Origin of the sequence: Pseudorhizobium endolithicum (assembly GCF_902153245.2) — a bacterium.
In the GTDB taxonomy this organism is placed as follows: Bacteria; Pseudomonadota; Alphaproteobacteria; order Rhizobiales; family Rhizobiaceae; genus Neorhizobium; species Neorhizobium endolithicum.
Genome location: NZ_CABFWF030000008.1, coordinates 134505 through 157472 on the forward strand (window position 1 = coordinate 134505; position 22968 = coordinate 157472).

At 65.7% G+C, this 22968-nt stretch carries 22 protein-coding genes; 14 read left to right on the plus strand and 8 right to left on the minus strand.

The features are described from left to right. Window positions 1-24 precede the first annotated feature (24 nt). A complete protein-coding gene (locus RTCK_RS05325) occupies window positions 25-939 on the minus strand; it encodes an N-acetylmuramic acid 6-phosphate etherase (protein WP_142592031.1) in 915 nt (304 codons plus the stop codon). Between the two features lie 209 nt (window positions 940-1148). Here RTCK_RS05325 and RTCK_RS05330 point away from each other — a divergent pair, with 209 nt between their 5' ends. Genes RTCK_RS05330 through nagA form a run of 4 tightly spaced genes read left to right on the plus strand, consistent with a single transcriptional unit; the run spans window position 1149 to window position 4963 of the window. Beyond that, window positions 1149-2027: an N-acetylglucosamine kinase gene (locus RTCK_RS05330; protein ID WP_142592032.1), complete on the plus strand. Its 879-nt coding sequence runs from the start codon at window positions 1149-1151 to the stop codon at window positions 2025-2027. Next, entirely contained in the window at window positions 2024-2785 is a 762-nt protein-coding gene (locus RTCK_RS05335) for a GntR family transcriptional regulator (protein WP_142592033.1), read from the plus strand. Before RTCK_RS05330 ends, RTCK_RS05335 begins: the two co-directional genes overlap by 4 nt. A gap of 1 nt (window position 2786) precedes the next feature. Further along, window positions 2787-3809, plus strand: coding sequence for an SIS domain-containing protein (locus RTCK_RS05340; protein ID WP_142592034.1), 1023 nt, complete (start codon window positions 2787-2789; stop codon window positions 3807-3809). Continuing rightward, a complete protein-coding gene (gene nagA / locus RTCK_RS05345; protein WP_142592035.1) occupies window positions 3806-4963 on the plus strand; it encodes an N-acetylglucosamine-6-phosphate deacetylase in 1158 nt (385 codons plus the stop codon). Before RTCK_RS05340 ends, nagA begins: the two co-directional genes overlap by 4 nt. Here the strand turns inward: nagA and RTCK_RS05350 are convergent. Beyond that, window positions 4951-6339, minus strand: coding sequence for a sensor histidine kinase (locus RTCK_RS05350; RefSeq protein ID WP_142592036.1), 1389 nt, complete (start codon window positions 6337-6339; stop codon window positions 4951-4953). The genes nagA and RTCK_RS05350 overlap by 13 nt on opposite strands. Continuing rightward, a complete protein-coding gene (locus RTCK_RS05355; RefSeq protein ID WP_142592121.1) occupies window positions 6336-7013 on the minus strand; it encodes a response regulator in 678 nt (225 codons plus the stop codon). Before RTCK_RS05355 ends, RTCK_RS05350 begins: the two co-directional genes overlap by 4 nt. A gap of 105 nt (window positions 7014-7118) precedes the next feature. Between RTCK_RS05355 and RTCK_RS05360 the strand changes: the two genes are divergently transcribed. The 4 genes from RTCK_RS05360 (at window position 7119) to RTCK_RS05375 (ending at window position 11363) form a co-directional block, all read left to right on the plus strand. Further along, the gene (locus RTCK_RS05360) at window positions 7119-8192 is read left to right on the plus strand and encodes an ABC transporter substrate-binding protein (protein ID WP_142592037.1); all 1074 of its coding nucleotides are present in this window, start codon (window positions 7119-7121) and stop codon (window positions 8190-8192) included. A gap of 198 nt (window positions 8193-8390) precedes the next feature. Next, window positions 8391-9335 carry a Bug family tripartite tricarboxylate transporter substrate binding protein gene (locus RTCK_RS05365; protein WP_142592038.1) on the plus strand — a complete coding sequence of 315 codons (945 nt, stop codon included), beginning with the start codon at window positions 8391-8393 and terminating at the stop codon, window positions 9333-9335. Next, window positions 9332-9826 carry a tripartite tricarboxylate transporter TctB family protein gene (locus tag RTCK_RS05370; RefSeq protein ID WP_142592039.1) on the plus strand — a complete coding sequence of 165 codons (495 nt, stop codon included), beginning with the start codon at window positions 9332-9334 and terminating at the stop codon, window positions 9824-9826. The genes RTCK_RS05365 and RTCK_RS05370 overlap by 4 nt, the downstream gene beginning before the upstream one ends. Window positions 9827-9845: 19 nt before the next feature. Further along, window positions 9846-11363 carry a tripartite tricarboxylate transporter permease gene (locus tag RTCK_RS05375; RefSeq protein ID WP_142592040.1) on the plus strand — a complete coding sequence of 506 codons (1518 nt, stop codon included), beginning with the start codon at window positions 9846-9848 and terminating at the stop codon, window positions 11361-11363. A gap of 62 nt (window positions 11364-11425) precedes the next feature. On the opposite strand, the gene RTCK_RS05380 is transcribed toward RTCK_RS05375, so the two are convergent. Beyond that, window positions 11426-12355 (minus strand): glutaminase, encoded by a 930-nt coding sequence (locus tag RTCK_RS05380; RefSeq protein WP_142592041.1) that lies wholly within the window; start codon window positions 12353-12355, stop codon window positions 11426-11428. A gap of 7 nt (window positions 12356-12362) precedes the next feature. After that, window positions 12363-12878, minus strand: a complete 516-nt coding sequence (locus RTCK_RS05385) for a MarR family winged helix-turn-helix transcriptional regulator (protein ID WP_142592042.1) — start codon at window positions 12876-12878, stop codon at window positions 12363-12365. 175 nt (window positions 12879-13053) lie between these two features. On the opposite strand from RTCK_RS05385, the gene RTCK_RS05390 reads away from it, so the two are divergent. Genes RTCK_RS05390 through RTCK_RS05415 form a run of 6 tightly spaced genes read left to right on the plus strand, consistent with a single transcriptional unit; the run spans window position 13054 to window position 20580 of the window. Then, entirely contained in the window at window positions 13054-15366 is a 2313-nt protein-coding gene (locus RTCK_RS05390; RefSeq protein WP_142592043.1) for a bifunctional salicylyl-CoA 5-hydroxylase/oxidoreductase, read from the plus strand. 10 nt (window positions 15367-15376) lie between these two features. Beyond that, window positions 15377-16168 carry an SDR family NAD(P)-dependent oxidoreductase gene (locus tag RTCK_RS05395; RefSeq protein WP_142592044.1) on the plus strand — a complete coding sequence of 264 codons (792 nt, stop codon included), beginning with the start codon at window positions 15377-15379 and terminating at the stop codon, window positions 16166-16168. Beyond that, the gene (locus RTCK_RS05400; RefSeq protein WP_142592045.1) at window positions 16165-17010 is read left to right on the plus strand and encodes an enoyl-CoA hydratase family protein; all 846 of its coding nucleotides are present in this window, start codon (window positions 16165-16167) and stop codon (window positions 17008-17010) included. The genes RTCK_RS05395 and RTCK_RS05400 overlap by 4 nt, the downstream gene beginning before the upstream one ends. 1 nt (window position 17011) lies before the next feature. Beyond that, entirely contained in the window at window positions 17012-18211 is a 1200-nt protein-coding gene (locus RTCK_RS05405) for an acyl-CoA dehydrogenase family protein (RefSeq protein ID WP_142592046.1), read from the plus strand. Beyond that, entirely contained in the window at window positions 18204-18599 is a 396-nt protein-coding gene (locus RTCK_RS05410) for a RidA family protein (RefSeq protein ID WP_142592047.1), read from the plus strand. Before RTCK_RS05405 ends, RTCK_RS05410 begins: the two co-directional genes overlap by 8 nt. Before the next feature lie 4 nt (window positions 18600-18603). After that, window positions 18604-20580, plus strand: a complete 1977-nt coding sequence (locus tag RTCK_RS05415) for a 3-hydroxyacyl-CoA dehydrogenase NAD-binding domain-containing protein (protein WP_142592048.1) — start codon at window positions 18604-18606, stop codon at window positions 20578-20580. Here the strand turns inward: RTCK_RS05415 and RTCK_RS05420 are convergent. Genes RTCK_RS05420 through RTCK_RS05430 form a run of 3 tightly spaced genes read right to left on the minus strand, consistent with a single transcriptional unit; the run spans window position 20565 to window position 22964 of the window. Further along, window positions 20565-21248 carry an ABC transporter ATP-binding protein gene (locus RTCK_RS05420; protein WP_142592049.1) on the minus strand — a complete coding sequence of 228 codons (684 nt, stop codon included), beginning with the start codon at window positions 21246-21248 and terminating at the stop codon, window positions 20565-20567. The genes RTCK_RS05415 and RTCK_RS05420 overlap by 16 nt on opposite strands. Beyond that, window positions 21248-21997 carry an ABC transporter ATP-binding protein gene (locus RTCK_RS05425; RefSeq protein ID WP_142522284.1) on the minus strand — a complete coding sequence of 250 codons (750 nt, stop codon included), beginning with the start codon at window positions 21995-21997 and terminating at the stop codon, window positions 21248-21250. The genes RTCK_RS05420 and RTCK_RS05425 overlap by 1 nt, the downstream gene beginning before the upstream one ends. Continuing rightward, on the minus strand, window positions 21990-22964 hold the full coding sequence (locus RTCK_RS05430) for a branched-chain amino acid ABC transporter permease (protein ID WP_235988587.1): 975 nt from the start codon (window positions 22962-22964) through the stop codon (window positions 21990-21992). Before RTCK_RS05430 ends, RTCK_RS05425 begins: the two co-directional genes overlap by 8 nt. Window positions 22965-22968 lie beyond the last annotated feature (4 nt).

A 22968-nucleotide genomic window follows, 5' to 3' on the forward strand; every position in this document is an offset into this window, starting at 1 on the left:
GTTCTCCCTCTTCGTTCACGCCCTTCAGGCGCGTTTGTGAAACCCGTTGATGTCTTGGAATTCTGCGAGCGTGGACCGCAGCACCTCGCCATTTCGATGCAGCGCCCGTCGGGCGTCCTCGGCCTCGGGGGCACCGGCCGCGAGCAGCACCGCCACCTTCACGGAGCCCCCTGCCCTGTCCAGCAATCGCCGCGCCTCCTCCTCGGCCACACCGGCAATATCGGCCACCATTCGCGTCGCGCGCGCCTTCAGCTTGATGTTGTCCGCATGGAGGTTGACCATATGGCCGTCATGCACATGGCCAAGCCTTACCGCCGCCAGCGTCGACAGCATGTTGAAGGCGATCTTCTGCGACGTTCCGGCACCCATGCGCGTGGAGCCGGCAATCACCTCCGGCGGCGTCTGGAGCAGGATCGAGACGTCGGCATGGGAAAACAGTGCGGCACCCGGATTGTTGGCGATCGCCACAACCTGCGCCCCGCGCTCCCTGGCAGCCTGCGCGACGGCGACAGCATAGGGGGTGGAGCCGCTTGCCGAGACGCAGATGACGCAATCGGAAGCTTCCACCACCGCAGCATCCCTTCGCGCCTGCTCGACATCGTCTTCCGGCGAGCCTGTCAGATCGCTGAGGCTTGCCACGCCGCCCGCGAGCAGCACGACGATCCGGTCCTTCGGAATGCCGTAGGTGCCGGGGAGTTCCAGTGCATCGGCCATGGCCATGAGGCCCGAACTGCCGGCGCCGGCATAGACGAGTTTGCCACCGGCCCTGAGCGCCTGCGCCATATGGGCCGAACCGGCCTCGATCGACGGTATCGCCGCGTCCACTGCCGCCGCCGCAGCCTGCTGGCCGGACGCGAGGAGACTCAGGATCTCCCTCATCGGACGCCTGTCCAGCCCTTCCGCTTCTCCATGCCTGGCTTCGGTGGCGGTTCCGCTCATCCGTTGTCTCCCTCTTGCCCAAAATGATGCCAAAAAAATACCACTTGTCCAGCCGGCAAATTAGGAAATGTGACGCAGCAGTTAATTTAGCGCAGGAAATCCAGTCTCGAGGCCCTATTCCGCAGCGCGAAAGGGCGGAAATGGAGTGCCTCTTCTTTAGCTCTTGGTAATTGGTATTTTTTTGGTATTGTGCGCTTGGAGGTTGCAGCATGCAGGAATATTTCATCGGGATCGACGGCGGCGGAACCAGCTGCCGGGCCGCCGTGGCGGATGCAGAAGGCCGCATTCTCGGCCGCGGGCGCAGCGGCGCCTCCAATATCCTGACCGATCCCGACACGGCGCTCCGCCATATCGAAGAGGCGGCGCGGCTGGCCTTCCGGGACGCGGGGCTGGCGGAGGATCTCTCCGCAGCGTCGGCACTGTTGGGCGTTGCCGGAAACAATGTCGGCGATGCGGTCTCCTATGTGCTCGCCCGCCTGCCCTTCGCACGGGCCGAGATCGTCTCCGACGGACTCATCGCCCTGCAGGGCGCTCTCGGTGACGCCGACGGCGCGATCGCGATCGTCGGCACGGGAACGATCTTTATCGTGCGCCACCAGGGCAGGATCCACTATCTCGGCGGCTGGGGCTTCCAGGTCGGAGACCTCGGCGGTGGCGCGAGGCTCGGGCATGCGGCGCTGCAGGAAAGCCTGCTCGCCCATGACGGCATCCGGCCCGGCAGCGCCTTGACGAAGAGGATCCTGGATGAATTCGGGCACGATCCGAAGATGGTGGTAGACTTTGCCCGTGCCGCCCGCCCCGGCGATTTCGGCCGCCACGCCCCCACGGTGGTGGCATTCGCCGCAGAGGGCGATCCCACCGCGCTGCGGCTGATGCGGGACGCAGCCTCGCAGGTCGACGAAGCACTCGACGCCGCCGCCCGGATCGATGGCGGCACCGGGCGGCTCTGCCTGCTCGGCGGCCTGGCGGAGGTCTACTCTGCCTACCTCGCCGACCGCCATCGCGACCGGCTTGCTCCACCGCTGGCCGACGCGCTGACCGGTGCGGTAGAACTGGCCGTCAAGACCTTGCGGACGGGGGCACCATGACGGTTCCGCTCGCAACACTGCTTCCCCTGGAAGGCCTGCAGGCGCCCGGTGGCGGGCCGCTCTATCTCAGGCTGCGGCAGGTGCTGGAGGAGGCGATCCGATCCGGACGGCTCGGTCATGGCGATGCCCTTCCCGCCGAACGGGACCTTGCGGACTACGCCGACGTCAGCCGGGTCACGGTGCGCAAGGCGGTGGACGATCTCGTGCGCGACGGTCTGCTCGTGCGGCGCCAGGGTTCGGGCACTTTCGTCGCCAAGCCCGTCTCGCGCGTGCAGCAGCCCCTGTCGCGGCTCACTTCGTTTACCGAGGACATGGCGCGGCGCGGCCTCGATACCCGCTCCGAATGGCTGGAGCGCGGCCTGTTTCATCCGTCGCCGGAAGAGATGATGATGCTCGGCCTTGCCGCCGGCACGCTCGTGGCGCGCATCGGCCGGCTGCGCATCGCCAAGGACATACCGCTGGCGATCGAGCGGGCGAGCCTGTCGCCCGAATTCCTGCCGGACCCGACCGTCGTCACGTCATCGCTTTATGCGGAACTCGAGACGAAGAACGCGCGTCCCGTACGGGCCATCCAGCGCATCTCCGCCTGTAACGTCAAGGAGCCGGAAGCCGGCCTGCTCGCCGTTCCGGTCGGTGCTGCGGGGCTCTCCATCGAGCGCATCTCCTACCTGGCCTCGGGCCGGGTGGTGGAGTTCACCCGCTCGCTCTACCGCGGCGACACCTATGACTTCGTGGCCGAACTGACCTTGGGAGAATGACATGCAGACCCATATGCGGCGCGAGATAAACGAGATTCCCGAAGCAGTTGCCAGGCTGCTGGAACAGTCGGCGGCCGATCTGGCGGCGACCGGCCGGGCGCTGCGCGAACGCGATCCTGCCTTCCTGGTGACGATCGCCCGCGGTTCCTCCGACCATGCGGCAACCTTCATCAAGTATGCGGTCGAACTGACCACCGGGCGGCCCGTTGCCTCGCTCGGCCCCTCGCTTGCCTCCATCTATCATGCGCCGATGAAGCTTGCCGGCAGCGCGGCAATCGCCATCTCGCAGTCGGGCAAGAGCCCGGACATCGTCGCCATGGCAAAAGCGGCAAGCGAGGCGGGAGCGTTGAGCCTCGCGCTGACGAACACGCCGGGGTCGCCCATGGCGCTCGCCTGCTCCCACGCGATCGACATCAAGGCCGGACCCGAAGTCGCGGTCGCAGCGACCAAGTCCTACTTCAACTCGATCGTTGCCGGGCTTGCCGTCCTGGCCGAATGGGTGGACGATGCGGATCTGCGGCAGGCCCTGCAGGACCTGCCCGCCTTCTGTGCCCGTGCCGTCGATCTCGAGTGGACGGACCTTGCCGGCCAGTTGGGCGACGCCGATTCGCTCTTCATGCTCGGCCGCGGGCCGGCCCTGGCGATTGCCAGTGAAGCTGCGCTGAAGTTCAAGGAAACCTCGAACATGCACGCCGAAGCCTATTCATCGGCGGAGGTCCTGCACGGCCCGGTGGCACTTGTCGACTACCGTTTCCCGGTCATCGCCTTTGCAGCCCGCGATGCCGCCGAGACCTCGATCGTGGAGATCGCCGATGGCCTCGTCGGCAAGGGGGCGCTTGCCTTCGCAACGTCGGCACGGGCCGGGAAGGCCACGGAGCTTCCCTTCGTGGCCACCGGTCATCCGCTGACGGACGCGCTCTGCCTGATCCTGCCCTTCTACGGCTTCGTGGAAGCCTGGTCGCGAACGCGCGGCTACGATCCTGATGCGCCGGCGGCGCTCAAGAAAGTGACGGAAACAAAATGACTCCAGCGGCCATCCGAGGCGCCCGCATCTTCGACGGCGAGACCTGGCATCAGGGGGCGTCCCTCCTGCTATCGGAGGGACGCGTCGTGGCCATCGTGCCGGACACGGACATTCCGGGCGAGGCCGACGTGGTCGAGGCCGAAGGCGGCATGCTCGTCCCCGGCTTCGTCGACCTGCAGGTGAACGGCGGCGGCGGCGTCATGCTGAACGATGCGCCGACGGTCGAGGGGCTTCGGACCATCTGCTCCGCCCATGCCCGTTTCGGCACCACCGCGATCCTGCCGACGCTGATCACCGACACGCCGGAAACCACGGCGGCCGTCATCGCCGCCGGCCGTCAGGCGATCGCCGAAAGCGTGCCCGGCTTTCTGGGCCTGCACCTGGAAGGGCCGCACCTCTCGCTCGGCCGCAAGGGCGCGCACGACCCCTCGCTGATCCGGCCGATGGAGGAGGCGGATCTCCACCTCCTCCTCTCCTGCCGCGGCGCTTTCCCGGCGATGATGGTGACGGTGGCACCGGAGAACGTGACGGAAGCGCAGGTCTCGCGGCTGGCGGAGGCCGGGCTGACCGTCAGCCTCGGCCATACCGACGCCGGTTTCGAAACGGTGCAGCGCTACGCGCAGGCCGGCGCCCGCACCGTTACGCACCTGTTCAACGCCATGAGCCCGCTCGGCCACCGCGAGCCGGGAATGGTCGGTGCAGCGCTTCACACCGGCAGCCTGCATGCGGGCCTGATCGCCGACGGCATCCATGTCCATCCCGCAGCGATGGCGATCGCGCTGCGGTCGAAACAGGGGCCGGGCCGCATCTTCGTCGTTACGGACGCCATGTCGCCCATCGGCACCGACCTCACGCGCTTCACCCTGAACGGCCGGGAAATTCTCCGCCGCGACGGCCGGCTCACATTGGCGGACGGGACGCTTGCCGGCGCCGATATCGACATGCTCTCATCGCTGCAGTTCCTCCATCGGGTACTCGGCCTGCCGCTCGAGGAAGCGCTCCGGATGGTGTCGACCTATCCGGCCGAAGCGGCCGGGCTCTCCCGCCGCAAGGGTTGCGTCGTTGCCGATGCGGACGCCGATTTCGTGCTTCTCACCGACGATCTGTCCATGAAGAGCACCTGGATCGGCGGAGCCTGCGTCTACTCGCGATGATCCCTCGGGAGGGGGAACCGTATCCGGACGCAGAGGCCCCGGCCACCGCCTCCGTCCAGCAACTCCACCCTGGCGCGATGCAGCCTCGCGATCTCCTCGACAATCGGCAGGCCCAGTCCGGAGCCTGAGGAATCCGCGCGGGTGCCGCGATCAAAGCGCTGCAGCACGGCGGCGCGCCTGCCCCGAGGAATGCCTGGTCCGTTATCCTCCACCTCGATCACGGCCTCGCTGCCTTCACGGTTGGCACGGACTGTCATCTCCGCGCCAGCCCCGGCATAAAGCAGCCCGTTAGCGATGAGGTTCTTCAAAAGCTCCCCGAGAAGCAGCGGCTCACCCAGGATCGGGAGGGAACCGGCACCCTCGAAGCCCAGATCGATCCCCGCCTCGGCCGCCAGCGGCACGTGCTCGGCGGTCAGCGCCTGCGCCAGGGAGGAAAGATCCGTCTCCTGGAAGGACGAGGAGCGCGTCGCCGCGTCGATCTTCGCCATCAGCAGCAACTGGCCGAGCAGACGTTCCCCGTCCGCAACCGCGGCATCTGCCTTGCCGACCGCACGCTTCGCGCTCTCGATATCGGTGGAGCGCGCGGCAAGGGCAAGCTGCGTGCGGATGATTGCGAGGGGGGTCCGCAACTGGTGGCTCGCGTTCCCGGTGAAGTTCCGCAGCGCATCGAGTGCCGATTCGAGGCGAACCATGAAGGAATTCACCGTATCGACCAGACCCTGCACCTCGCTCGGGACGCGCTCCACGATGGGATGAAGATCATCCGGGCTGCGCTGCGCGATCGCCTCGCTGAAACGGTAGAGCGGGCGAAGAGAGACAGTGACAGCGATCCAGACGATCACGGCGGCCCCGACGATCATGAAGAGCAGGCGCGCAGCGGACCGGAACAGGATGGTCTGCATCAGTTGCTGGCGTGCGATGGTCGTCTCGGCCACCGTAACGACGAAGGGCACGGAGTTGATGCCCGTCGAGGCAGAACGGGCAAGCACCGCGACCCTTATGGGTTCGCCGCGGAACACGGCATCCTCGAATGCCGCGGCCTGTCCTTCCACGCGCGGTACGGTGGGCAGGTTCTGATAGCCGGTGATGAACGTGCCGGGCGGCCCGTCGACGCGATAGAAGACGCGATCCTGCGCGGCCGAGGTGAGCATTTCCAGCGCGACATAAGGAATATCGACTTCCAGACTGCCCTCTTCGGAAACGATGACGCGTTCGGCAATCGCGAGCGCAGAGCCCATCAGCACACGGTCGGAAACCTCGTTTGCCGTCTTTTCCGCTTCCCGCCAGGTATCGGCCAGGGCGAAAGCGCCCAGCACCGCAGTGGCAATCAGCAACCAGGCAAGCAGCCGCCGCCGCAAGGAATAGGAATAGGTCATGGAGCCGGGCTTGTGCTTTCCAGGTAGTAGCCGAGGCCCCGGGCCGTGCGGACCGTCAGGCCGTGCGGCGCAAGGCGACGCCGAAGCCGGCTGACATATTGTTCGATCGCATTCGCCGACAGATCCTCGTCGAAGCCGGTGAGCGACCGGACGATCGCATCCTTGGAGACCACCTTTCCGGCCCGCAGGAACAGCAGTTCCAGCAGCGCCACCTCCCGCGCGGGGATATCCAGCGGCAGCCCCGAACTGCTGAAGGTCCGGGAGGTCAGGTCGAGGGTAATGCCGCCGAACTGGACGACGGAGCTTCGAAGCCCCGCCTGCCGCCGGAGCAGCATCCGGATACGCGCCTCGAATTCGGAGATGTCGAAGGGCTTGATCATGTAGTCGTCGGCGCCGAGATCCAGGCCCCGCACGCGATCCTCCGGCGCGCCGCGGGCCGTCAGGATCATCACCGCCGCCCTGTTCTGGCGGGAGCGCATGGAACGCAGCACATCCAGACCGTCCATCTCCGGCAGATTGAGGTCCAGAATGACAAGGTCGTAGGTCTCGGCAGCGGCGACCGCCTCCGCCGACGCCCCGTCAGCCACCACATCGACGGCATAGCCGCTCCCGCGCAGGATCGTCGACAGACCCTCCGCCAGCGCCTGATTGTCTTCCACCAGAAGAATTCGCACCTGGTTACCCCCTCCGGCGAGATTATCCGGCCGGAGGCCGAATGTCACGAACCGGGCAGATTTCCTCGGCTTGTGCTGCGTCGCCTGCTGGTGCATGTTTTCCGGATGAGGCCCCTCTTCATCCTCCCCCTTCTCCTCGCCTTGCTGTCGGCCAGCTTTGCGTGCGCCGCGACGACAGTCTTTCCGGCCCTGTCCGGCCGCGCCGACGCGCCGGTACTGGTTGTCTATTCCTCCCTCGACGAGCCGCTGGCGCGGCCGATGATCGCCGGCTTCCAGTCCGCCAACCCGGACGTCTCCATCCGCTATGAGGACATGCTCACCGGCGAAATCTACGACCGGATCGTACGCGAGACGGATGCAGGGCGGAAAACGGCCGATTTCGCCTTCTCCTCGGCCATGGACCTGCAGGTGAAGCTCGCCAATGACGGCTATGCCCAGCGCAGCGACCTGCCCATGAGCGACCGCTGGCCCGGCTGGGCGAACTGGCGGAACACCGCCTATGCCCTGACGTTCGAGCCGGCGGTCTTCGTCTACCACAAGCCAAGCTTCCCGGACGCGCCACCGCCATCGACCCGAGCCGAATTCGTGGACTATCTGAAGGCGCACGGCGACGCGGTGCACGGCCGTATCGGTACCTACGACATCGAGCGATCGGGGGTCGGGTTCCTGTTCATGTCGCGCGATCAGGAGCAGTTCGGCGACATCTGGTCCGTCATCCAGGCCATGGGAGCCGCCGGCGTGAAGCTCTATTCGACCAGCCAGGCCATCCTTGAGCGGGTGGCCGACGGACGCTTCCTCCTCGGCTACAACATCCTCGGCTCCTATGCGGCGGACTGGGCCTCACGGCATCCCGACGTGGGTATCGTCCTGCCGAAGGACTATACCGTGGTGATGTCGCGGATCGGGCTCGTACCCCAGGCCGCCGCCTCCCCCGATCTCGGCCGCCGCTACCTCGCGTTCTTCATGTCGCGGCAGGGACAGACGATCATGGCGCGGGAATTGCAGATCCCGGCGGTCAGTCCGGAGGTGTCCGGCAACAATACCGCAACGACCCTGCGGGAGATGCTCGGAGGGCAGTTGAAGCCGGTCCCGGTCAGCCTCGGGCTGATGGTCTATCTCGACCAGGTGAAGCGGGCGCGTCTCATCTCCCGCTGGAACGAGGTACTGCGGCTGCAGTGACCGCCCTCTTGCCATTTGCGCGCGGGAGGCGGAATGTCAGGTAGATGTCAGCTTGATGTGATCGCTTAGGGCATTCGGCCCTCCTGGAGGGGAGCGCCGATGTGGATGGGAGGCGCCCACCGGCATTCGCCGCGGCAAGTCGTCCTCCTTGTCCCAAATAAATCACCGCGTCCGAAGACGCACTTTGGAGGACAGACCTTGAAACACTTCGTTCTTGCTTCGATTCTCGCCGGAGCTCTCGCCCTGCCGGCCGCAGCGGCCGATTACACGATCATGGCTCCCGCGGCGCCCGGCGGCGGCTGGGACCAGACGGCCCGCTCGCTGCAGACCGCTCTTCAGGAAGAGGGCATCTCCGGCAATGTCCAGGTCGTGAACGTTCCGGGCGCGGGCGGCACGATCGGGCTCGCCCAATTCGCCAGCCAGCAGAAGGGCAACCCGAACGCGCTGATCGTCGGCGGCTATGTCATGGTCGGCGCGATCCTGACCAACCAGTCGCCCGTCACCCTGAAAGACGTCACGCCGATCGCGCGCCTGACCGGCGAATACGAAGCCATCGTCGTCCCGGCCTCGTCCGAAATCCAGTCGATCGACCAGCTCGTCGAAAAGCTGAAGGCAGATCCCGGATCGGTCTCCTGGGCCGGCGGTTCGGCCGGCGGCACCGACCACATCGCGGTCGGCCTGCTGGCGAAGGCTGCGGACGTTGACCCGACCAAGATCAACTACATCGCCTATTCCGGCGGCGGTGAAGCTCTGGCCGCCATCCTCGGCAGCCAGGTGACTGCCGGCATTTCCAGCTACGGCGAATTCCAGTCGCAGGTAGAGGCCGGCACGCTGCGCCTGCTGGCGATCTCCAGCGAAGAGCGCATCGAGGGCGTCGACGCTCCGACGCTGAAGGAAGCCGGCTATGACGTGGTGCTGCAAAACTGGCGCATGGTTGCTGCCGCTCCCGGTCTGTCGGACGAGCAGAAGGCGGCCGTACTGGCCGATATCGAGAAGCTTGCCAAGTCGGCCACGTGGCAGGAAACGCTAAAGACGAAAGGCTGGGCCGACACCTATCTCGCCGGCGATGCCTTCGTCGAGCAGCTCGACAAGGACGTCAGCGCGACCGAGACCGTCCTGAAGGACATCGGACTGGTGAAATGAGCCTGGACCACAACACCTCGACATCCGAGCAGCGCCGCCCCGATTGGGCGGCGCTTGCCATTGCCGTGATCCTTATCGTCATCGCAGCCGTGATCTTCTTCGACGTCGCGCGGGTGAAGGATGCTGCCGGCTATTCGCAGGTCGGCCCCGCGACTGTTCCGGAGTGGATCTCCTTCGGCCTGATCGGACTGGCTGTATGGACCGCGATCGAAGCCTTCCGGGGAGACTTTCCGCAGCGCGACCGGCAGGAATTCGGCCCGCTCGTCTGGGTCGTCGCGGGCCTTGCCGCCCAGATGCTGCTCCTCAACCGGGCCGGGTTCTCGATTGCCACCGGCATTCTCTTCGCCCTCGTCGCCGCGGGCTTCGGCCGCCGCAAGCTGTGGCTGACAATCCCGATCGGCATCGTCCTCTGTCTCGGCATCTGGCTGATCTTCGCCGGGCTGCTCCAGCTGTCTCTTCCAGCCGGGCCGCTGGAACACCTGTTCCTCTAACACGGACGCCGCGACGCTCATGGCCACGTTTGAATTTCTTCTCCAGGGATTGATGTCGGCGGCACAGCCGCTCAACCTCCTCTATGCCCTGATCGGCGTCACCCTCGGCACCGCGGTGGGCGTGCTGCCCGGCATCGGACCGGCGCTGACGGTGGCACTGCTGCTGCCAGTCACCTACCGCCTCGATCCGACCGGATCGCTGATCATGTTCGCCGGCATCTATTACGGCGGCATGTACGGCGGGTCGACGACCTCGATCCTTCTCAACACTCCAGGCGAGAGTGCATCGATCGTCACCGCGCTGGAGGGCAACAAGATGGCGAAGGCCGGCCGCGGCGGACCTGCGCTCGCAACCTCTGCGATCGGCTCCTTCGTTGCAGGCCTCATAGCAACGCTCCTGCTCGCCTTCCTGGCGCCCTATGTCGTGCAAATCGCGATCAAGTTCGGTCCACGCGAGTACTTCGCGCTGATGGTTCTGGCTTTCGTGACTGTCTCTGCGGCTTTCGGCGATTCCGCCCTTCGAGGCTTGACCGCCCTCTTCGTGGGCCTTGCCTTCTCGATCATCGGCATCGACCAGCTTACCGGCCAGACCCGCCTCTCCTTTGGGGTTCCGGATCTCCTGGACGGCATCGAGGTGACGACGATGGCGGTCGCCATGTTCGCGATCGGGGAGACGCTGTTCGTCGCCGCGCAGGGCGCGCGCGGTCCGGAGACGGTGGAAGCGGTCAAGGGGTCGGTCTGGATGAATGCGCAGGACTGGGCGCGCTCCTGGAAGCCCTGGCTCCGCGGAACTGTGATCGGCTTCCCGATCGGCGCCATGCCGGCCGGCGGTGCGGAGATCGGCACCTTCCTCTCCTATGCGACGGAAAAGCGGCTGACGAAGCATCCGGAAGAGTTCGGCAATGGCGCCATCGAAGGGGTCGCCGGGCCGGAAGCGGCGAACAACGCCTCCGCCGCCGGCACGCTTGTGCCGCTGCTCACCCTCGGGCTGCCGACCACGGCGACGGCTGCGATCATGCTTGCCGGCTTCCAGCAATACGGCCTGCAGCCCGGCCCGCTGCTGTTCGCGACAAACCCACAGCTCGTGTGGGGCCTGATCGCATCGCTGCTGATCGCCAACGGCATGCTGCTCGTTCTCAACCTGCCGCTCATCGGCTTGTGGGTGAAGCTCCTGACCATCCCGAAGCCCTGGCTCTATGCCGGCATCCTGGTGTTTGCGACGCTCGGCACGATCGGAGCGAACCCCTCCGTGTTCGAGCTGGGCATGCTCCTGACCTTCGGCCTGCTCGGCTATGTGATGCGCGTCTTCGGCTATCCGATCGCGCCGGTCGTCGTCGGCCTGATCCTCGGGCCGCTCGCCGAGCAGCAGCTCCGCCGCGCGCTTGCGATCAGCCAGGGCGACGTCACCTATCTCTTCACGTCTCCCATCGCCGCCGTGCTCTTCGCGGTTGCGGCCCTCGCCTTCATCGTGCCGCTGATCCTCAGGATGCGCGGCCGCGGCCAGATCCTGTCGCAGATGGCGGCGAACGAAGATTGAGTTAGTCCTCCCAGGACGGAAGGGGTGCGGTTTCGGCCGCGCCTCTTTTTCTTCGCGCCGGATCAGGGACCGAAGACGGACCAGCCGGTCCGGTGCGCCAGCATTTCCAGCGCAAGGGACCCGAGCAGCGAGTTGCCGCTGTGGTTGAGGCCGGGCGACCAGACGGCGATCGAGGCCTTGCCGGGCGCGACGGCCAGAATGCCGCCGCCTACGCCGCTCTTGCCCGGCAGCCCGACCCGATAGGCGAAGTCGCCCGAGCCGTCGTAGTGTCCGCAGGTCAGCATCAGCGCGTTGATCCGCCTTGCCCTTTGTCTTGAAACCACCGTGTGGCCGGTCAGGGGATTGCGGCCGGCTGCCGCGAGGAACAGGCCGGAGCGGGCGAGCTGCGTGCAGGTCATGGCGAGCGCACAGTGGTGGAAATAGACCCCGAGCACATGATCCACCGGATGGTCGAGCTTGCCGAAGCCACGCATGAAGTTGGCGAGCGCGATGTTGCGGTATCCTGTGGCCGCCTCGGATCTGGCGACGGCGGGGTCTATGGCGATGGTGTCGTCGTCGGCCAGGTATTGGACGAAGCGGACGATCTCGCCGATCGCCTCCCGCGGCGTGTGCCCCGCAAGCACAAGGTCGCTCACGGCGATCGCCCCCGCATTGATGAACGGATTGCGCGGCTTGCCTTCCTCGTGCTCCAGCTGCACGATCGAATTGAACGCCGATCCCGAAGGTTCGCGCCCGACCCGTTTCCAGACATTCTCGCCGTGCTTGCCGAGCGCCAGCGTCAGCGTGAAGACCTTCGATACGCTCTGGATCGAGAAAGGCTCGTCGCAGTCACCCGCGCTGGCGGTGACGCCGTCGGTGCCCATCACGGCTATCCCGAACTTCCTCGGGTCGATATGGGCGAGTTGCGGAATGTAATCGGCAACCTTTCCCTCGCCGAGCCGCGGCATCAGGGTGTGGTGGATCTCATCCACGATGGCCTGGAGGTTTTCCATGAACGCGCTATTCGAACTCCGAGCCGGAGAGATGATTGCGAGCGGAGGCCTTCACCTTGCCGATGTCCGACCACAGCCCGCCTACCACGGAACGATCCACGTCTGCCATCAGGTCGCGGAGCCATCCTTCATGCGCCGCAGCCATGGCCGCGAAGAGCTTCGCCCCCGCCGGCGTCAGCTGCGCGACCGTAACCCGGCGGTCCCGATCGGGCGTGACGCGTCTCAGGAGCCCATCCGCCTCGAGACGCTCCACCAGCCCCGTGACATTGCCGTTGGTGACCATGGTGCGCTTTGACAGTTCGCCCAGGCGAAGGCCGTCCTTCTCGCGGTAGAGCTGCGCCATCAGGTCGAACTGGGGCAGCGTCGCCCCGAATTCCGATCTCAGCCGGCGGCGGATCTCGGTCGTGATCAGTTTCGTGGTCGAGAGCATGCGCAGCCAGAGTTTCGTCTCGGGCTTGCTGCTCCCCGCCGGCCCGTGCACGATCAACTCGAGATCCGCGGTCGCCGCTTCGTTCTCCACCATGTCCATCCGCGTTCCTAACCCGCCCCCTTCGAACTGTTACGAAGCGATATTTGAATTGTCAAAGACTCCCTTGGGCGATCACGCCAGGGCCTCGAAAGAGCTTGACGGCCCCATCCACCCCCATATAGTTTAAACTTAAAATAATAAGAGCGGGAACTTCAGGAGGAATTGCTTCATGCGCATCGTCTGCATCGGCGGAGGCCCGGCCGGGCTCTATTTCGCGCTCCTGATGAAGAAGCAGCATCCGGAGCACGAGATCTCCGTCATCGAGCGCAACCGCCCCTACGACACCTTCGGCTGGGGTGTCGTCTTTTCGGACGCGACGATGGAAGCCATGCGGGCCTGGGATCCCGAGAGTGCGGCCGAGATCGAGGATGCGTTCAACCACTGGGACAACATCGAGGTCTGGTTCAAGGGAACCCGCCAGCGCACCTCCGGCCACGGCTTCGTCGGCATCGGCCGCAAGAAACTTCTGAACATCCTGCAGCGCCGCTGCGAGGCGCTCGGCGTGGAACTGGTGTTCGAGACGGAGGTGGCGAGCGACCTCGACTATCCGGATGCGGATCTGATCATCGCCTCGGACGGATTCAATTCGAAGATCCGTAACAGGTACCAGGAGGTTTTCAAACCCGACCTCGTGACACGGCCGAACCGGTATATCTGGCTCGGCACGAACAAGCTCTACGACGCCTTCACCTTCGATTTCCGCAAGACCGATCACGGCTGGTTCCAGGCGCATATCTACAAGTTCGATGACAAGACGTCGACGTTCATCGTCGAGACGACCGAGGAGGCCTACGAGAAGCACGGTCTCGGGCAGATGGACCAGCAGGGCTCCATCGATTTCTGCCAGGACCTGTTTTCGGAGGTGCTGGACGGCGCCGAACTGATGACCAATGCCCGCCACCTGCGGGGCTCCGCCTGGTTGAACTTCAACCGGCTGATCTGCGGCAAGTGGAGCCATTTCAACGGCCGCTCGCATGTCGTGCTGATGGGCGACGCCGCCCACACAGCCCACTTCGCCATCGGTTCCGGCACAAAGCTTGCGATCGACGATGCGATCGAGTTGACCAACCAGTTCAACCGGCACGGCCACACCAGGGAGAAGATCCCTGCCGTCCTCGACGTCTATGAAGAAATTCGCCGCGTCGACGTGGCCCGCATCCAGAATGCCGCGCGCAACGCCATGGAATGGTTCGAAGTCGTCGGCGAACGTTATGCCGATACGTTGCCGCCCGAGCAGTTCATGTATTCCATGCTGACCCGCTCCCAGCGCATCAGTCACGAGAACCTGCGCCTGCGCGACAAAACATGGCTGGAGGGCTACGAAAGCTGGTTCGCCGGTCAGGCAGGTGTCGAACCTTCAGCCGATGGCAGGGTGCCGCCGCCGATGTTCACGCCCTACACCATGCGCGGGGTGACGCTGAAGAACCGCATCGTCATGTCGCCCATGGCAATGTATTCCGCGAAGGACGGCCTGCTCGACGACTTCCATCTCGTGCATCTCGGCGCCCGTGCCCTCGGCGGCGCCGGCCTCGTCTTCGGGGAGATGACCTGCGTGTCTCCCGATGCCCGCATCACGCCCGGCTGCCTGGGCCTCTGGAACGAGGAGCAGGCTCGGGGGTGGAAGCGCTTCGTCGACTTCGTCCACAACAACAGCACGGCAAAGGTCGGCATCCAGCTCGGCCATGCCGGCCGCAAGGGCGCCACGAAGCGGGCCTGGGAGGGGATCGACCAACCGCTCGATGAGGGAGGTTGGCCGCTGATCTCCGCCTCCGCCCTGCCCTACCTGAAGAACAGCCAGGTCCCGAAGGCCATGGACCGGGCCGACATGGATCGGGTGAAGACGGACTTCGTCCGCGCCACCGAGCTTGCACTCACGACAGGCGCGGACTGGCTGGAACTCCACTGCGCGCACGGCTATCTGCTCTCGAGCTTCCTGTCGCCGCTGACCAACCGCCGAACCGACGAATATGGCGGCAGCCACGAGAACCGGGCGCGTTATCCGCTGGAGATCTTCCGTTCCATCCGCGCCATCTGGCCGGAGGACAAGCCGATCTCCGTGCGCCTCTCCTGCCACGACTGGTTCGAGGGCGGCAACACTCCGGATGACGCGGCGATCTTCGCGAAGATGTTCAAGGATGCCGGGGCCGACATGATCGACTGCTCCTCGGGCCAGGTCTGGAAGGAAGAAAAGCCGGTCTATGGGCGCCTCTTCCAGACGCCCTTCTCCGACAAGATCCGCAACGAGGTGGGCATCCCGACCATCGCCGTCGGCGCGATTTCGGAGGCAGATCATGCGAACTCGGTGATCGCTGCCGGCCGTGCCGATCTCTGCGCCGTCGCCCGTCCCCATCTCGCCGATCCGGCCTGGGTCCTGCATGAAGCGGCGCGCATCGGGCTCACCGAGATTGCCTGGCCGAAGCAATACTATTCCGGCAAGCTGCAATACGAGACCAATCTCGCGCGTGCCGCGGCAGCGAAGTGAGGACCGATCGATGGATGCAATCCGAAAGCTGGAGGGGCGCCATGCGCTCGTCACCGGCGCCGGCAGCGGCATCGGGGCCGCCATCGCAACCGCCCTCGTCGCCGCGGGTGCCCGCATTACCCTGGCCGGCCGCCGGGCAGAACCCCTGCAGGCGCTGGCGCAGCGGCTGGGTCTTTCCCAGGTCCACGTCGCCCATGGCTTCGATGTCACCAGCGAGGCGGCGATCGCAGACGGCCTGAAAGGTGCTCGCACCGCATTCGGCCCAATCGACATCCTCGTCAACAATGCCGGAGAGGCACCCAGCGCGCCCTTCGAGAAGACGTCGCCGGATGTGTGGAACCGCGTGCTCGCCGTCGACCTGACCGGCGTCTTCCTCGTCACCCAGGCGGCGCTTCCGGACCTGAAGCTGCGTGGCGATGGCGCCCGCATCATCAACATCGCCTCCACCGCCGGCCTCACCGGCTATGCCTATGTCTCTGCCTATACGGCGGCCAAGCACGGCGTCATCGGCCTGACCCGGTCGCTGGCCCTTGAGCTTGCGAAGACGGGAATTACCGTCAACGCCGTCTGTCCGGGATTCACGGACACGCCGCTGATCGCACAGGCGATCGATACGATCATGGCGAAGACCGGCCGCAGCCGGGAAGACGCGATGAAGGAGTTCACCAAAGGCAATCCGCAGGGGCGCCTGATCAGGCCGGAGGAAGTCGCAGACGCCGTTCTCTGGCTGGCATCGCCCGCTGCGGCTTCGATCAACGGCCAGGCGATCGCGATCGCCGGCGGGGAGGTATTGGCAGGATGAGCACGGTTTCCATGGCAGGTCACCTGCGCCCCTTCAAGGACTATCAGGCGCAGCATTTCCTCTGGGACGTCAGCGCCGACGGGCGGGTCGCCATGATCCGCCTGAACCGGCCGGAACGTAAAAATCCGCTTACTTTCGAAAGCTACGCGGAATTGCGAGACCTGTTCCGCGACCTCGCCTATGCTTCGGATGTTCGCGCGGTGGTCCTGACCGGCGCCGGCGGCAATTTCTCATCCGGCGGCGATGTCTTCGAAATCATCGAGCCTCTGACCCAGATGGCGATGCCTGACCTCCTCGCCTTCACCCGCATGACGGGAGATCTCGTCAAGGCGATGAAGAAGTGCCCGCAGCCGATCATCGCGGCGGTGGACGGCATCTGCGCCGGTGCCGGCGCCATCCTGGCCATGGCTTCCGACCTGCGGCTTGCGACGCCCGAGGCGAAGACGGCTTTCCTCTTCACCCGCGTGGGCCTTGCCGGAGCCGACATGGGCGCCTGTGGGATCCTGCCGCGCATCATCGGCCAGGGTCGTGCCGCGGAACTCCTCTTCACCGGCCGCGCCATGAGCGCCTCGGAAGGTCACGCCTGGGGCTTCTACAATGCGCTTCACGCGGAGGACGCCGTGGAGGCCGAGGCAGTAAAGCTGGCGCAGTCGCTGGCAGACGGGCCGTGGTTCGCCCACACGATGACGAAGACCATGCTGAACCAGGAGTGGGCCATGGGCATCGATGAGATGATCGAGTCCGAAGCGCAGGCGCAGGCGGTCTGCATGGCGACCAGGGACTTCCGCCGCGCCTTCGAGGCCTTCGCGGAGAAGCGCAAGCCGGTCTTCGAGGGGAACTGACATGGCGGCACCGAACAGGCTCGCCGCCCCGACGCGGGAGCATCTCGACTGGCCCTTCTTCGACGAGAGCCACCGGACCCTGGCTGCCAGGCTCGACGCCTATGCTGCCTCGGGAGCACTCAGCGGGATAGACCACGCCGACACCGACCGCGCCTGCCGCCATCTCGTTCGATCTCTCGGAGAGGCGCGGCTGCTGGACGCGGCGACCGGCGCAGGTGGCACACGCCCCATCGATTCCCGCGAGGCCTGCCTCACCCGCGAGACGCTTGCCTGGCATGACGGGCTTGCCGATTTCGCCTTCGCCATGCAGGGACTCGGCACCGGCGCGATTGCGCTTTCCGGAACGGAGGAACTGCGTCGCACCGTGTTACCGAAAGCGCAGACGGGCGAATGGATCGCCGCCTTTGCACTGTCCGAAAAGGACGCGGGCTCCGACGTCGCCGCCATGGCCTGCGCCGCGCGCAAGGATGGCGGGCACTATGTCCTCGACGGCGAGAAGACGTGGATCTCCAACGGCGGGATCGCGGATGTCTACACCGTCTTTGCCCGCACCGGCGAGGCGCCCGGCACCCGCGGCATCTCGGCCTTCGTGGTTTACGCCGATGATCCCGGCTTCTCGATCGCTGAGCGGATCGACGTGATCGCGCCGCATCCGCTGGCGACCATCCGTTTCGAGAACTGCCGCATTCCGGCTGATCGGCTGCTCGGCAATCCCGGCGAGGGCTTCAAGATCGCCATGCGCACGCTCGACATCTTCCGCGCATCAGTTGCCGCAGCCGCGGTCGGCTTCGCCCGCCGGGCGCTGGACGAGGCGCTGGCGCATGCGAGGAGCCGCCCGATGTTCGGCAACCATCTTTCCGACCTGCAACTCACGCAGGCCGCCTTCGGGGACATGGCCGCGCAGATCGACGCCGCCGGCCTCCTTACCTACCGCGCCGCGTGGCGCCGCGACGTCCAGGGCCTGCCGACCACCAAGGAAGCAGCCATGGCAAAAATGGTCGCGACCGAGAACGCCCAGCAGGTGATCGACCGCGCCGTGCAGATGTTCGGCGGACGGGGCGTGAAGAGCGGCGAGATCGTCGAGAGCCTTTATCGCGAAATCCGCGCCCTGCGGATCTACGAGGGTGCGACCGAAGTCCAGAAACTCATCATCGCGCGCGAACTGCTGAAGAGCGCCCCTCCGGAGAAGACCCATGAATGACATTCTTCAGCCTGAAGGCTGGGCAAAGCCGATCGGCTATTCCAACGGCGTGGCGGCCCGAGGCCGGCAGGTCTATGTCGGTGGCCAGATCGGCTGGAACGACCAGTACCAGTTCGAGACCGACGATTTCGTGGAGCAGGTCCGCCAGACGCTGAAGAACGTCGTCGCCGTCCTCGCCGCCGGCGGTGCAGGCCCGGAGCATGTGACGACCATGACCTGGTACTTCACGGACAAGGCGGAGTATCTCGCAAACCTGAAGGGCATCGGCCAGGCCTATCGCGAAATCATGGGCAAGAATTTTCCGGCCATGGCCGCCATGCAGGTGACGGCCTTGATCGAGGACCGCGCCAAGATCGAGATTCAGGCCATCGCCGTCGTTCCGGAGTAAGCCAATGGAAGCTGCCGCGATCCCTTTCTCCGACACTGTACGCGGCGAGATCCATGGCGAGGTTCTCGTCGTCACCATTGAAAATCCGCCGGTCAACGCGCTCTCGGCCGATGTCCGCGCCGGACTGGTGACGGCACTGGACCGTGCCGCTGGTGACGCCAGCATCCTCGGCCTCGTCATAACCGGAGCTGGAAAGACCTTCATCGCCGGCGCCGACATCCGGGAATTCGGACAGCCGCCAGTGGAGCCGATCCTGCCGACCGTCATCGAGCGGATCGAGGCCTCCGGGAAACCGGTCGTCGCGGCCATCAATGGTGCGGCCCTCGGAGGCGGCCTGGAGGTTGCACTCGGCTGCCACTATCGGGTGGCATCCCCGGCGGCGCAGATGGGACTTCCGGAGGTGAAGCTCGGCATCGTGCCGGGTGCGGGCGGTACCCAGCGCTTGCCCCGGTTGATCGGCATCCCTGCGGCAATCGACCTGATCGGCAGCGGCCGGAGCGTCAAGGGACAGGAGGCCTTGAGCCTTGGGCTGATCGATGAAATCGTCGATGCCTGCCTGGAAGATGCAGCCCTTGCGGCCGATCGGCGGCTTGCGGGCCAGGATCCCCGCCGGACGGGCCATTTGGCGGTCCCGGCTGCCGACAACACCGCCGTCGAGAAGGTGAAGGCTCGGATCCTTGCCAAGGCACGCGGGCAACAGGCACCCGCCGAAGCCATCCGTCTCGTGGAGGCCGCGGCACGGCCGCTCGCTGAGGGTCTGGCTGATGAGCGGGCCACCTTCCTCAGGCTCCGCGACGGCAGCGAGGCGGCCGCATTGCGACATGTCTTCTTTGCGGAACGGCAGGCATCAAAGGTCGAGGATCTGGAGGGTGTGTCCCCTCGCCCCGTCGAAACGATCGGCATCGCCGGGCTTGGGCTGATGGGAAGCGGCATTGCAGTTGCCGCGCTCAATGCCGGCTATCGCGTGATCGGGCTTGACCGCGACGATGAGGCAGCGGCCAAGGGTCGCGAGCGTATTCTCGATCTTCTTCAAAAGAACCTGTCGGCCGGACGGATCGATCAGACGACCTTCGACGCACAGGAAAACCGCCTCTCGGTCACGGCAGCCGACGGCGATCTCGCGCCCTGCGATCTCATCATCGAAGCGGTGTTCGACGATCTCGACGTCAAGATCGATCTCTTTCGCCGCCTGGACAAGGTCATCCGGCCGGACGCGATCCTCGCCACCAATACCAGCTATCTGAACCCGGACGAGATCGCCGCCGCCACGGCTTACCCGGAGCGCGTGCTCGGCCTGCATTTCTTCTCGCCGGCTCATGTCATGCGGCTACTCGAGGTCGTGCGCTGCGCCCGCACGGCGCCCGACGTGCTGGCGACCGGGCTTGCCGTGGCTAAGAAGCTTCGAAAGCTCGCGATCGTCACCGGCGTCACCGAAGGCTTCATCGGCAACAGCATCTTCTCCGCCTACCGCCGTGAAGCGGAGTTCCTCTTGGAAGACGGCGCCCTGCCGCACGAGATCGACGCAGCGCTGGAAGACTATGGATTTCCGATGGGCCTGTTCGCCGTCTACGACATGGCGGGGCTGGAGATCGCCTGGGCAAGACGCAAGCGCCAGGCTGCGACGCGCGATCCGTCAGAGCGCTATGTCGAGATTGCGGACCGGCTCTGTGAAGCCGGCCGGCTCGGCCAGAAGACCGGACGGGGCTGGTATGCCTATCCCGAGGGGAAGCGGCAGGTCGATCCTGTGGTTACGGACATCATCGCGCAGTGCCGCGCAAACAAGGGTATCACGCCGCGCAACTTCAGGGCCGACGAGATCGTCGAGCGCCTGCTTGCCGCGATGGCCGAGGAGGGGCAAAAGCTGCTCGACGAAAGCGTCGCCGCTCGCGAGAGCGACATCGATCTGGTGATGATCAATGGCTACGGCTTTCCGGCCCACAAGGGCGGGCCGATGTTCGCGGCAACTCAGACGCCGAGATAGCGGTCCTGCAGGTCAGCGGTCAGTTCCGCCGGCGTTCCATGCCAGGCGCTCCGTCCGTTCTCCAGGATGACGCAGCGGTCGGCGACAGGAAGCAGTTCCGACAGCGTCTTGTCGACGACGAGGATGGAGAGCCCCTCCGCCTTCAGCTTGCGGATCGCCGCCCAGATGTCCTGCCGGATGACGGGTGCCAGGCCCTCCGTCGCCTCATCGAGGATGAGGAGGCGCGGATTGGTCATCAGCGCGCGGCCGATCGCCAGCATCTGCTGCTCGCCGCCAGACAGCGACCGCGCCATCTGCGCGTGACGTTCCGCCAGACGCGGGAAGAGATCGTTGACGCGCGCGAGCGTCCAGGCCCCCGGACGCGCGGCCGCTACGAGGTTCTCGTGCACCGTCAGGTTCGGGAAGCAGCGCCGCCCCTCCGGCACAAGGCCGATGCCGAGCTTGGCGACGCGGTGCGACGGCTTGCCCCTGAGGTCCGTGCCGCCGAGACGGACCGAGCCGGCGCGCGGCGGATTGAGGTTGCAGATCGCGCGGATGGTCGTCGTCTTGCCCATGCCGTTACGACCCATCAGCGCCACGGCCTCACCCTCGGCCACCGCGAGGTCGACGCCGAACAGGGCCTGGCTGGCGCCATAGGAAGCTTCGATCTTCGAAACGTCGAGCAGCATCAGGCATGGTCTCCCAAGTATGCAGTCCGCACAGCCGGATCACGGCGGATCTCCTCGACCGTGCCGGTGGCGATCACCCGGCCGTAGACCAGCACGGAGATTCGATCCGCCAGCGCGAAGACCGCATCCATGTCATGCTCCACCAGCAGGATAGGCGCTTCCTGCCGGAGCGTATCGAGGAACCCGGTCAGAACCTTCGATCCTTCCGGCCCCATGCCGGCCATGGGCTCGTCGAGCAAAAACGCCTTCGAGTTCAGCGCAAGCGCGATGGCGATCTCCAGCTGGCGGCGCTCGCCGTGGGACAGCTCGGCCGCCGGTATGCGCGCCCTGTCCTGTAGGCCGACCCGCTCAAGCATCGCCATGGAACGGTCGATCAGCGAGGCATCGCGCATCACCGGCTTGAAGAAACGGAAGCTCGATCCCTGCTGCGCCTGTACCGCAAGCATGACATTGCGCAGCGCCGAGAACTCGGGAGCAAGCGAGGATACCTGGAAGGTCCGCCCCAGACCAAGCCGCGAACGCTCTGCAACGCCGAGATGCCCGATATCTCTGCCTGCAAGGCGGATCGTCCCGGAGTCCTGCCGTAGCGTGCCGCAGATCTGGTGGATGAGCGTCGACTTGCCGGCACCATTCGGTCCGATCAGCGCGTGGATTTCGCCGGGCTTCAGGTCGAGCGAGACATGATCCGTCGCCCTCAGCGCACCGAAGCTCTTGACGATATCAGAGAGTTCAAGAACCGGCTCAGCCATGACGCGCCTTTCCGGCCAGGAGCCCGAGAAGCCCGCCCCGCGCAAAGAGCACGGTGCCGAGCAGAATGAGGCCGAGGAAGAACTGCCAGCGCTCCGTCAGTCCGCCCAGCACATATTCGAAGACCACGAAGAGCGCCGCACCCGCCAGAGGACCGAACAGGCGGCCCGTACCGCCGAGGATGATCAGGACGATCAGTTCGCCGGACATGTGCCAGGACAGCATGGAGGGGCTGACGAAGCGGTTGAGGTCGGCAAACAGCGCGCCCGCAAGGCCGGTGATCGCGGCCGAGACGGCAAATGCGGTGAGGCGGATGCGATAGGGCGCGATCCCGACGGTGGCGACGCGAACCTCGTTTTGGCGCGCCGCCTGCAGGGCGGAGCCGAAGCGCGAGGCACGGACAAGCACGAAGAAGGCGAGCGCCGTGATCAGCACGCCATAGCAGATCAGGAAGAAGCTCACCGGCTTCATCGTATTGACACCGGGGAACTGGTTGCGCACCAGGATCGACAGCCCGTCCTCACCGCCATAGGCCGGCCAGGAGATCGCGAAATAATAGACCATCTGCGCAAAGGCGAGCGTGATCATGATGAAGTAGACGCCGGAGGTCCTGAGGCTGATCAAGCCGATGAAGAGCCCCACCAGGCCGGCGACCAGCATCGCTACCAGCCAGATGACCGGCATCTGGTTCGTTCCCGTCCATCCAAACAGCAGCGGATCGCCGGAGAAGGCGTGCGTCGCAAGAATGCCCGCCGCATAACCGCCCAGCCCGAAGAAGGCAGCATGGCCGAAGGAGACGAGCCCGCCGAGGCCGAGGGCGAGATTGAGGCCGGCCGCTGCCAGCGCCAGGATGGCGACGCGGGTGGCGAGCGTTACGTAGAATGGTTGGCCGAAGGCATTGGCGGCCAGCGGAACGGCAAGCAGCAGGGCTGCGAGGACGAGATTGGCGATCGTTTCACGGTTCAGCATCGCG